The organism is uncultured Microbacterium sp., assembly GCF_963521695.1.
Classification (GTDB): Bacteria; Actinomycetota; Actinomycetes; order Actinomycetales; family Microbacteriaceae; genus Microbacterium.
Genome location: NZ_CAUQWC010000115.1, coordinates 1 through 10345, shown reverse-complemented (window position 1 = coordinate 10345; position 10345 = coordinate 1). Strand labels below are relative to the sequence as shown.

11 protein-coding genes and 1 pseudogene are annotated in these 10345 nt (G+C 70.6%); 6 read left to right on the top strand and 6 right to left on the bottom strand.

The window, feature by feature from the left end; all coding sequences use genetic code 11:
- Window positions 1-364 (bottom strand): annotated as a pseudogene (locus tag RWP81_RS09850) (SIP domain-containing protein); the annotation flags it as partial.
- A 103-nt stretch (window positions 365-467) separates the two neighbouring features.
- Between RWP81_RS09850 and RWP81_RS09845 the strand changes: the two are divergent.
- The 4 genes from RWP81_RS09845 to RWP81_RS09830 all read left to right on the top strand — a co-directional run bounded on the left by RWP81_RS09845 (window position 468) and on the right by RWP81_RS09830 (window position 4782).
- Window positions 468-1148 carry a YqaJ viral recombinase family protein gene (locus RWP81_RS09845; protein ID WP_314455518.1) on the top strand — a complete coding sequence of 227 codons (681 nt, stop codon included), beginning with the start codon at window positions 468-470 and terminating at the stop codon, window positions 1146-1148.
- A 96-nt stretch (window positions 1149-1244) separates the two neighbouring features.
- On the top strand, window positions 1245-3071 hold the full coding sequence (locus RWP81_RS09840) for an MDR family MFS transporter (RefSeq protein WP_314455516.1): 1827 nt from the start codon (window positions 1245-1247) through the stop codon (window positions 3069-3071).
- 4 nt (window positions 3072-3075) lie between these two features.
- Window positions 3076-3537, top strand: coding sequence for a MarR family transcriptional regulator (locus RWP81_RS09835; protein ID WP_314455513.1), 462 nt, complete (start codon window positions 3076-3078; stop codon window positions 3535-3537).
- A gap of 225 nt (window positions 3538-3762) precedes the next feature.
- The gene (locus RWP81_RS09830; RefSeq protein ID WP_399540579.1) at window positions 3763-4782 is read left to right on the top strand and encodes an NADP-dependent oxidoreductase; all 1020 of its coding nucleotides are present in this window, start codon (window positions 3763-3765) and stop codon (window positions 4780-4782) included.
- 2 nt (window positions 4783-4784) lie between these two features.
- Here RWP81_RS09830 and RWP81_RS09825 read toward each other — a convergent pair whose 3' ends face one another.
- A complete protein-coding gene (locus RWP81_RS09825; protein ID WP_314455511.1) occupies window positions 4785-5669 on the bottom strand; it encodes a LysR family transcriptional regulator ArgP in 885 nt (294 codons plus the stop codon).
- Window positions 5670-5738: 69 nt separating this feature from the next.
- Here RWP81_RS09825 and RWP81_RS09820 point away from each other — a divergent pair, with 69 nt between their 5' ends.
- Window positions 5739-6386, top strand: coding sequence for a LysE/ArgO family amino acid transporter (locus RWP81_RS09820; RefSeq protein WP_314455508.1), 648 nt, complete (start codon window positions 5739-5741; stop codon window positions 6384-6386).
- 418 nt (window positions 6387-6804) lie between these two features.
- Entirely contained in the window at window positions 6805-7080 is a 276-nt protein-coding gene (locus RWP81_RS09815; protein ID WP_243224240.1) for an acylphosphatase, read from the top strand.
- A gap of 121 nt (window positions 7081-7201) precedes the next feature.
- Here RWP81_RS09815 and RWP81_RS09810 read toward each other — a convergent pair whose 3' ends face one another.
- The 4 genes from RWP81_RS09810 to RWP81_RS09795 form a co-directional block, all read right to left on the bottom strand.
- Window positions 7202-8245 carry a nitronate monooxygenase gene (locus RWP81_RS09810; RefSeq protein WP_314455503.1) on the bottom strand — a complete coding sequence of 348 codons (1044 nt, stop codon included), beginning with the start codon at window positions 8243-8245 and terminating at the stop codon, window positions 7202-7204.
- An 84-nt stretch (window positions 8246-8329) separates the two neighbouring features.
- On the bottom strand, window positions 8330-9130 hold the full coding sequence (locus RWP81_RS09805; protein WP_314455500.1) for an amino acid ABC transporter ATP-binding protein: 801 nt from the start codon (window positions 9128-9130) through the stop codon (window positions 8330-8332).
- A complete protein-coding gene (locus RWP81_RS09800; protein WP_055956045.1) occupies window positions 9117-9782 on the bottom strand; it encodes an amino acid ABC transporter permease in 666 nt (221 codons plus the stop codon). Before RWP81_RS09800 ends, RWP81_RS09805 begins: the two co-directional genes overlap by 14 nt.
- A gap of 132 nt (window positions 9783-9914) precedes the next feature.
- Window positions 9915-10345, bottom strand: a 431-nt coding sequence (locus RWP81_RS09795) for a transporter substrate-binding domain-containing protein (RefSeq protein WP_314455494.1), incomplete at its 5' end; no start/stop codon positions are given.

Genomic DNA, 10345 nt, shown 5'->3' with positions numbered 1-10345 from the left:
TGCGCACGATGCGCGACGGTGTGCGGGCGCCCAGCCAGACCGTGCAGACCGGGTCGTCGCCGCAGGCCCACTCGGCACACCAGGCGTGGATGGCCTGCGCGAGACGTTCGCCGCGCGGGCGGAGCCCGCCGTCGAGCGACCGATCGAGCCAACTCACCCGCCCCTCACGCGCGTCGATGACGCCGACCTGGTCGGATCCGCAGACCTCCACCAGCACCGTCACGTGCGCTGCGGGCGACAGGGCGGCGGCGATGCGCCGCATCTCGGGCAGGTTCTGCGCGTCGCCGCCGAGCAGCACCGCTCCCTCGAGATCGCACCAGCGGCCGCCGTCGGGGCGGCGCAGCGAAGCGGCATCCGGAGTCATGCCCATCAACTTAGGGCACCCTTACCTACACCACAAGACCCCGGATGCCGACGCGCCGAGGTTCGCATCGGGTCCACGCGCGAGCGGGGTTAGGGTCGAAGGCATGTCCCCCGAGTTCGTCGCCTCCCGAAGCGCCGATCTCGACGCACGGATCGTGGCCGACTCCCGCGATCGGGTGGCCTGGATCCGCGCGCGATCCCGCGGGATCACCGCCACCGATGTGGCGACCCTGACGAGCCCGAACGCGATCTCCCGAGCGGCGGATGCCAAGCTCATGGGCTCGAACTTCTCGGGCAACGCCTTCACCGCCCACGGCCGTCGACGCGAACCCGAGATCGCCGCCTGGGTCGCGGCGACACACGGCATCCGCCCCTCCTCCGCGCTGTACCACGCGGTCGTCGAGAAGCGTCACCTCGCCACCCCTGACGGCGTCGTCGTCAACGGCGAAGGACGCGTCGTCCTCGCCGAGATCAAGACCACCAACAAGGCGTGGCGCTCGATCCCCCGCACGTACATGCGGCAGATCTGGTGGCAGCAGCACGTGCTCGGCGCCGAGCGCACCCTCGTGGCATGGGAGCAGCACGACGGTTTCGTTCCCCTGCACGACGAACCCCGCTGCCAGTGGATCGACCGCGACGAGCGCGAGATCGGCAAGCTGGTGAACCTGGCGACGTCCCTCATCGACGAGCTCTACCGCCGCACGATGCAGACGCGCCAACCGCGGCCCGAGCCCGTGCGCCCGGAACCCACGGAGAGGTATCGGGCCCTCGCGCTCCTCGATTAATAGTTGACGCAAGTCAAGCATTTGGCGTATCGTTGACATCAGTCAACCAATCGCGCCATCGTCGTCGCGGCATCCGTCCCCCACGTGGAGTTCCGCATGACAACCGTTTCCCCCGAGACCGCCGCCCCGCGGCGTGTCCTCCCGGCCCTCATCGGGCTGCTGCTCGGCACCTTCGTGTCGATGCTCGCCTCGACGGTCGTCTCGACGTCGCTGCCGGTCATCGTGCACGACCTGTCGGGCGACCAGAACGCCTACACCTGGGTCATCACCGCGACCCTCCTCACCACCGCGATCTCGACCCCCATCTGGGGCAAGCTCGCCGACCTGTTCAACCGCAAGGTGCTCATCCAGGTCGCGATCGCCATCTTCGTGCTGGCCACCGCCGCCGCCGGGTTCTCGCAGAACACCGAGATGCTCATCGCCTTCCGTGCCGTGCAGGGTCTAGGCGCCGGCGGCCTCGCCGCCCTCAGCCAGGTGATCATGGCCGACATCATCAGCCCCCGCGAGCGCGGCCGGTACATGGGCCTCTTCGGTGCGGTCATGGCCGTCGCGACCGTCGGCGGCCCGCTCCTCGGCGGCGTCATCACCGACGCATTCGGCTGGCGATGGAACTTCTTCGTCGCCCTCCCCTTCGCCGTCGCCGCCCTGCTCATCCAGCAGCGCACGCTGCACCTACCGGTACGCGCCAAGCGCAAGGTCAAGATCGACTACGTCGGCATCGTGCTGTTGTCGACAGCCGTATCGCTGCTGCTGATCTGGGTGACCAACGCCGGCACCACCTTCGACTGGGCGAGCCTCGAGACCACGCTCATGGTCGGCGGCGCCGTACTCGCAGCGGTCCTCTTCATCGTCGTCGAGCTGCGCTCCTCCGAGCCGCTGGTTCCTCTCACCCTGTTCCGCGACGCGACCTTCACGCTCGCCACCATCGCGTCCATCGCGACCGGACTGGCGATGTTCGGCACCTCGGTCTTCCTCAGCCAGTACATGCAGATGGCCCGCGGCGCCACGCCCACCGAGGCCGGCGTCATGACCATCCCGATGATCGGTGGCCTGCTCGTGGCATCCATCGTCGTCGGCGCGCTCATCTCGCGCTTCGGCCGCTGGAAGCCGTACCTCATCGCGGGTGGGGTGCTGCTCATCGCGGGATCGTTCCTGCTGTCGACCATCCACTACGACACCAACTTCGCCCTGGTTTCGCTCTACATGTTCTTCCTCGGCGCAGGCGTCGGCATGACGATGCAGAACCTCGTGCTCATCGTGCAGAACACCGCCGACCCTGCGCAGATGGGTGCCGCGAGCTCGGGGGTGACGTTCTTCCGCAGCCTCGGCGGCACGATCGGCGTCTCGGTCATGGGAGCCGCCCTCGCCAGCATGGCGACGAGTCTGTTCACCGACCGCGAGGCAGACCTGCAGGCAGCGATCATGGGATTGGGCGCGAACGGCGCCGCCGTGGCCCAGTCGCTGCAGTCGGGAACGATCCCGCAGGTCTCGGCGCTGCCCGAGAGCGTCCGCATCATCGTGGAGGACATCTACGCGCAGTCCATCGCGCACTCGTTCCTCATCGCGGTGCCGGTCGCCGTGGTGAGCCTCATCGCCATCCTGTTCCTGCCGAACCGGCCGCTGACCCGCATGACCACGAGCGAGCGCGTGGCGGCCAGCGAAGCCGATCTCGCCACCGTCTCCGTCCCCGCGGCCATGGCCACCCTCTCCGCGACCGGTTCGGTGCGGACCCTGGATGCCGCAGCCGATCCCCGTGCCGACGGCGCCACCCTCTCCGCGACCGGCTCGGTGCGGACCCTGGATGCCGCAGACGATCCCCGTGCTGACGACGCCGCCCTCTCCGCCACCGGTTCGGTGCGGACCCTGGATGCCGCAGGCTCCTCCCGCACCCACCGCGGGGCCGAGATGGGAGAGGATGGCTGACGTGATGAGCGACGTGACCGATGACCGCCGAGTGGCCGTGCAGGCCCTGGAATCGTCGTTCTCGGAGCTCATGACCGTGTTCCGCCGCTTCGTCTCCGAGGCGGCGGAACGCGTGAGCCCCGGAATGCTTCCGGCCACGTTCAAGGCGCTCTCCGTCGTGAGCCGGTTCGGACCGCTGACCCTCTCGGCCCTGGCCGAGCGCCTGGCGGCCGACAAGGGCTTCCTCAGCCGATCGATCACCGAGCTCGAAGATCTCGGGCTCGTCACCCGCACCCCGGATCCCAACGACGGCCGCTCGCGTCTCATCGCCGTCACCGAGGTCGGTCATCGCCGGCTCGCCGACGCTCGCGCCCCGCACGAGAGCCGGCTCTTCGAGGCGATCGCCGACTGGTCGATCGACGATATCCGCCACCTCTCGACACTGCTGCACGCGCTGGCGGTCGGCGAGGTCCCGGTCCGGGACTGACCGCCCGGCCGGCCACACCCGCGCCACCCTGTCCCTCCGCTCGCCCGGAGGCTTCGACGAGCTCAGCCTCCTCCCGCCATCGACGCCCCTCGGCGCGCCCGCGGGAACTCGGACTTCGCGACACGGTGACGGCGGCGAAACACCATCGAGACAATGACGCGCTTGACTGGGATGGTCGGGGCGGGGCCGCCTCGACTGCGAACACCCCGCGAGAGAGAGCGCCCGATGAGATTCCGATCGACGCGTCCTGAGACCGCCCTGCACCCGGCTCCGCCGGTGCCCGAGACGATGCGTTCGGTGGTCTACGATGCGCCGGGGGGAGCCGACGTATTGCACATCGCCGAGACCGCGGTGCCTCAGCCGGTGCTGAGCGAGGTGCTCGTGCGCGTGGTCGCGGCGGGCATCAACCCCATCGACGCCAAGACGCGCGCCGGACGCGGGATGTCGGCATCCATCGACACCTGGCCCGCGGTGCTCGGGCTCGACGTCAGCGGTGTCGTCGTGCGCGCCCCCTTCGACGCGCACCCGTTCCCGGTCGGCACAGAGGTGTACGGCATGGCCGCCGTCCCCCGCACCGCTGGTGCGTACGCCGAGTACGTCGTCGTGCCGACCCTCTCGCTCGCCCGCAAGCCCCTCTCCCTCTCGCACGTCGAGGCCGCGGGAGTGCCGGTCGCTGCCCTCACCGCGTGGGGAATCGTCGTCGAGACGGCGCTCGCCCACCAGGGGCAGCGCATCCTCATCCACGCGGGCGGCGGCGGAGTGGGTCACTTCGCGGTGCAGTTCGCCGCGTACTTCGGCGCGCACGTCATCGCCACCGGGTCGCCGCGCAATCTCGAGTGGCTCCGCGAGCTCGGTGCGGCGGAGGTGGTCGACTACACCTCGACACGGTTCGAAGATGTGCTGGACGATGTCGACGTCGTCATCGACCTCATCGGCGACGTCTCCGACGACACCGGCACCCGCTCGCTCGACGTCCTCCGTCCGGGCGGACTGCTGATCGAGGTCCCCACCGGCGCGTGGCCCGGGTTCCGCGAGGCGGCCGCGGCCCGCGGCATCCGCTGCACCGACTACAAGACGATCCCCGACGGCAGCGCGCTCGCGACGATCGCGCGCCTGCTGGATTCGGGTGCGGTGCGGGTCTACATCGACCGCGTGTTCGACCTGGCCGAGGCGGCCGCAGCTCACGCCGAGCTCGAACGCGGGCACACCCGCGGCAAGATCGTGCTGCGGGTCAGCGACGTCTGACCCTAAGCCGCGAGAACGCGACGCCCCTCCCCGACGATCTCGTCGGCGATGTCGTCGAGCAGTGGCGAGGTGAGATTCCACTGCTGCCAGAACAGCGGCACATCGACGGGGTCCTCGCCCAGACGCACCAGCGCACCCGCCGCCAAGCCCGCCGCGGACTGGAAGCCCGGCAGCAACCCCCACCCGAGCCCCAATTCGATCGCGGTGGCGAAGTCCTGGGATGCCGGCACCCGGTGGCGCGGTGGCCCCGCCGCGGCCACGCCTCGGCGGGCGAGCCAACGGGACTGGAGGTCGTCGCGCCGGTCGAAGTCGACCACCGGCGCCGCGCCGAGAGCGTCCGGGTGGGCGCCGGAGGCGAACCACCGCGTCGCGAAACCCGCCGTGGCCACCGCCTCGTAGCGCAGCACCCCCAGCCGCCGCACCCGGCACCCGGCGACCGGAGCCTCACGCGAAGTGACGGCGGCCATGACTGTCCCCGATTCCAACAGTCCCGCCGTGAAATCCTGGTCGTCCCGGTGCAGGTCGAACACGACGGGGCGACGGGCCGCGACCCGGGCCAACGGCGGCAGAAACCAGGTGGCGAGCGAGTCGGCGTTCACGGCCAGGGGCACGGATGCCACCGACCCGCCCTCCGCCCCCATGGCCGCGAGCGCGTCGTGTTCCAGCAGCGAGAGCTGGCGCGCGAGCCGCACCACCGCATCCCCCGCCTCGGTGGTGCGCACGGGCTTGGAGCGCACGAGCACGACCCGCCCCAGCTGGTCCTCGAGGGCGCGGACGCGCTGACTCACCGCGGAGGGGGTGACGTGCAGACGACGGGCGGCGGCATCCAGTGTCCCCTCCTCCACGACGACAGCGAGGGTGCGGGCGAGGTCGAGCGGGATGGACATGAAGCGATGCTAATGGTCATGCAGAATCGTGAGCTGGTCTTGTGTGCTGCGTCGCTCTAGCGTCGGAACGTGCTCACCCCCCTGCTCGCCGGTCTCGGCCTCGGCTTCTCGCTCATCGTCGCCATCGGCGCTCAGAACCTGTTCGTGCTGCGGCAGGGCGTGCGGCGCGAGCACCTGCTCGCCGTGGTCGCGGTGTGCGCGATCTCCGACGCCGTGCTGATTCTGCTGGGCGTCTCGGGGATCGGTCTCGTCCTGCAGGCCGTTCCGTGGCTGATCGTGGTCGTGCGCTGGGCGGGAGCCGCATTCCTCGTCGGGTACGGCGCGCTCGCGGCCCGGCGGGCCCTGCGCCCGAGCGGCGAGACCCTGCGGGTGAATACGGCGACGCCCGCGACGACGGATGCCGGGGGCACCGCACTGCGCATCCGCACGACGCTCACCACCACCGTGCTCACGTGCCTCGCGCTCACGTGGCTCAACCCGCACGTCTACCTCGACACCGTCTTCCTGCTCGGCTCCGTGGCATCCACTCACGGCGAAGACCGCTGGGCGTTCGCGATCGGTGCCTGCATCGCGAGCCTCGTGTGGTTCTCGGCGCTGGGATTCGGCGCACGCTACCTCGGCCGGTGGCTCGACACCCCCCGCGCGTGGCGGATCCTGGACGCGGTCATCGCCGTGGTGATGTTCGCGATCGCCCTCTCGCTCGTGCTGCCGCACTGACGCGGCGGGGCCGCGCGGATAGTGGCCGTCGCCTCTTCGGGGCGCGATCCGCCGTTCGGGGCGCGGTCCGCCGTTTGGGGCGCGATCCGCCAGTTGGGGCGGAATCCGCCCGCCCCGAAGCGCCGAATCCGCCCCAAACCCGCCCGCCCGACCGCTCCCCGCACCCGGCGGCAGCGCGTGTCGCCGAGTGACTGCTTCGGGGCGCGATCCGCTACTCGGGGCGGAATCCGCCCGCCCCGAAGCGCCGAATCCGCCCCAAACCCGCTCACCCGACCGCTCCCCGCACCCGGCCGCAGCGCGTGTCGCCGAGTGACTGCTTCGGGGCGCGATCCGCCGCTTGGGGCGGAATCCGCCCGCCCCAAAGCGCCGAATCCGCCCCAAACCCGCGGACCCCCGCTCCGTCCGCGAGAATGGCGTTATGCGAGCGGTGACGATCACGGTGCACGGGCGGGTGCAGGGCGTCGGCTTCCGCTACGCCCTGCAGAACGAAGCGCAGCGCGCGGGTGCCCGCGGCTGGGTGCGCAACCGTCGAGACGGCTCGGTCGAGGCGCTCATCGCGGGAGATGCGACAACCGTCGACACCGTGGTCGCCTGGGCCCACGTCGGGCCACCATCAGCAGAGGTCGACCGCGTCGACGCTGTGGAGAGCAGCGAGACACCTCCCGACGGCTTCGACATCCACGCGACGGCCTGACCAGGCGCCGCGTACGGGAGCGGGCTCGCGAAACGCGGAAGAGAACGCGATATTCGCATCTCTCGGCCAGAACCCTGCGAGATCGGCGCGATTCTGCGAAGTCCAGGCGGCGCCGGGGTGGTCAGCCGGGACGCCCGGCGCGCAGTTCGGCGAGGACCGCCGCGGCGTCGTCGAGACGCGCCAGCGCCGCCGCCTGCCCGGCCCACAGCGACACCAGATCGGCGTCACCCGACGCGGTCGCCGCGGCACGGAACACCCCGGTGAGCCAGTTCTGCGCCGGAAACGGTGCGATCATGCCCGCCGCCTCGATCTCGCGCATCGCCCGGTTGGGGATGCCACGGGCCAGCCGTCCGCTCATCGCCCGCGTCAATACCGTGTCGCTATCGACGGCCGCACCGATCGCCGCCCGGTGGCCGTCCGTCGCGGCGGACTGCCGGGTGCGCAGGAACGCCGTGCCGACCTGAACGCCCTCGGCTCCCAGCGCGAACGCCGCCGCGACGCCCCGACGGTCGGCGATGCCGCCCGCCGCGATCACCGGGATGCCGACGGCATCGACGACCTGGGGCACCAGCGCGAAGGTGCCGACGAGCGAGTGCGCAGGGTCGCGGAGGAACGACACCCGGTGTCCCCCCGCCTCCGACCCCGTCGCAACGACCGCGTCGACACCGGCGGCCTCGAGCGCCACCGCCTCGGCGACAGACGTCGCGGTTCCGATGACGCGGATGCCGAGTGCCTTGGCGCGGGCGAGGGTGTCGGCATCCGGAATGCCGAAGACGACGCTCAGCACGTCGGGGCGGGCGTCGAAGACCGCGTCGAGCTGGTCGGCGAGCGTCGGCATGAAGGATGCCGGGGGCGCGGGCGGGGTGACACCGGCGGCGGCGAAGAGCGGGGCGGCGGCACGGACGAACGGGGCGACGTCGACGTCGGCGGGTGAAACCTCGTCGCCGCGGGGCCACCAGAGGTTCACCGCGATGCGGCCCGACGTCGCCGAGCGCAGCGCGGTGACCGTGTCGTGGATGCGTTCGGGCGCGAAGCCGTAGAGCCCGAACGACCCGAGGCCACCGCCTTCGCTGACCGCCGCGGTCAGCGCGACGGACGAGAGACCGCCGAACGGGCCGAGCACAACGGGCGTGTCGATTCCGAGCAGACCTTCGAGGCGTCGCATGCTCCGACGCTACTCCGCGCCGGGATCGTCTCGCGGCGGGTTGGTCCGTCGCCGCGCTATCGGGGCCTCATGCCGCGGCCGGCGTCAGGCCCCGTCGCCCGCCGCGGGGTCGGGGCCGTCGAGGGGACGCAGCAGGCGGTTGAGGAAGCGCCGCGTGCGCTCCTTCTTCGGCTGCCGCAGCAGCTCGGACGGCGCTCCGCGCTCGACGATCACGCCCTCGTCGAAGAACAGCACCTCGTCGGCGACCTCGCGGGCGAAGCCCAGTTCATGCGTGACGATGACCATCGTCCACCCCTCGTTCGCGAGTTCGCGGAGCACCGTCAACACCTCCCCGACCAGTTCGGGGTCGAGGGCGCTGGTGGGCTCGTCGAACAGCAGCAGTTGCGGCTCGAGGGCGAGTGCGCGCACGATCCCGACCCGCTGCTGCTGACCGCCCGACAGCTCGGACGGGTAGGCGTTCCGCTTCTCCGACAGACCGACGCGGGCCAGTAGCCTCTCCGCCCGCTCCGCTGCCTCGGCTCGAGGTACGCCGTGCGCCTGCACCGGCCCCTCCATGACGTTCTGGATCACCGTCAGGTGCGGGAACAGGTTGTGGTGCTGGAACACCATCGCCGAGCGATCACGGAGCGCCGTCCGATCGCGCTTGGTGACCTTCGCCCCGAAGTCGACGCGCGGCCCTCCCTCGAACGCCACGACTCCGGCATTCGGGGTCTCCAAGCCGTTGAGGCAGCGGAGCACCGTCGTCTTGCCCGACCCCGACGGTCCGATCAGCACGAGCACGTCGCCGCGACGCACCTCGAGATCGACACCGGCGAGCACACGGTTCGCGCCGAAGCTCTTCTCGAGCCCCGTGACCTGCAGCAGAGGGTTCTCAGTGGGCGACATGGCGGTCCAACCTCTTCTCGAGGGCGTTCTGCCCGAACGACAACACCAGGCAGAACAGCCAGTAGATGAGCGCAGCCTCCAGATACACGGCCATGAACTCGTACGAGAAGGCGGCGATGTTCTGGGCCTGGCGGAACAGCTCCGAGACCAGGATGAGGGATGCCAGCGAGCTGTCCTTCACGAGCGAGATGAACGTGTTCGACAGGGGCGGCACCGACACGCGTGCCGCCTGCGGCAAGATGATGCGCGTCAGCGTCTTGGCCGGCGAGAGGCCCACGGTGTGGGCCGCCTCCCACTGTCCACGGGGGACCGAGAGGATGGCCGCGCGGATGACCTCCGCGGCGTAACCGCCGACGTTGAGCGAGAAGGCGATGACCGCCGCCGGGAACGGGTCGATCGTGATGTTCAGCGACGGCAGACCGTAGAAGATCACGAACAACTGGACCAGCAACGGTGTGCCGCGGATGATCGAGATGTAGAACCGGGCGATGCCCGACAGCACCACGTTGGGCGAAAGGCGCAGCAGCGCCATGAACAGCGCGATCACGAGACCGATCACGAACGAGGCCAGCGACAGGGGGATGGTGCCCCGCAGCCCCGCCAGAACCATCGGCCAGAACGAATCGAGCATCAGCGTCCAGATGTCGTTCATGGGCCTCCTTCCTCCTGCGGGCGCACCGCCCGGATCCTGCCCGCGGACGCTGGCGCACACGCGGACGCGGACCGACCGACTCCCACGCTAGGGGCGGGAGACGATCGATCCGCGGGGCTTTACAGCCGGTCGTTACTGCGTGACGTCGTCGCCGAAGTACTTCTCGCTGATCTCTGCGAGCGTGCCGTCGGCGCGGAGCTCTTCGAGCGCACCGTCGACAGCCTGGGCGAGGGCGTCCTGGCCCTTCTTGAAGGCGAAGGCGCTCTCCGAGGTGTCGTCGGTCTCGGCGGCGATCTTCAGGCCCGTGGGGCTGTTCGTCTTCTCGTAGTCGAGGTAGGTGAGCTGGTCGTTGACCGTGGCATCCACACGCCCCTGCTTGAGCAGGGCGACGGCCTGCGCCCAGCCCTCGACGGCCTCGACCTGGGCGCCGCTTTCGGTGGCCAGCTCGTACCAATTGCTCGTCAGCGACTGGGCGGTGGTCTTCCCCGACAGGTCGGCGAAGCTCGAGATCGCGCTGTCGGTGTCGGCGGTGACGACGACACCGCGCGACACGGTGTAGGGGG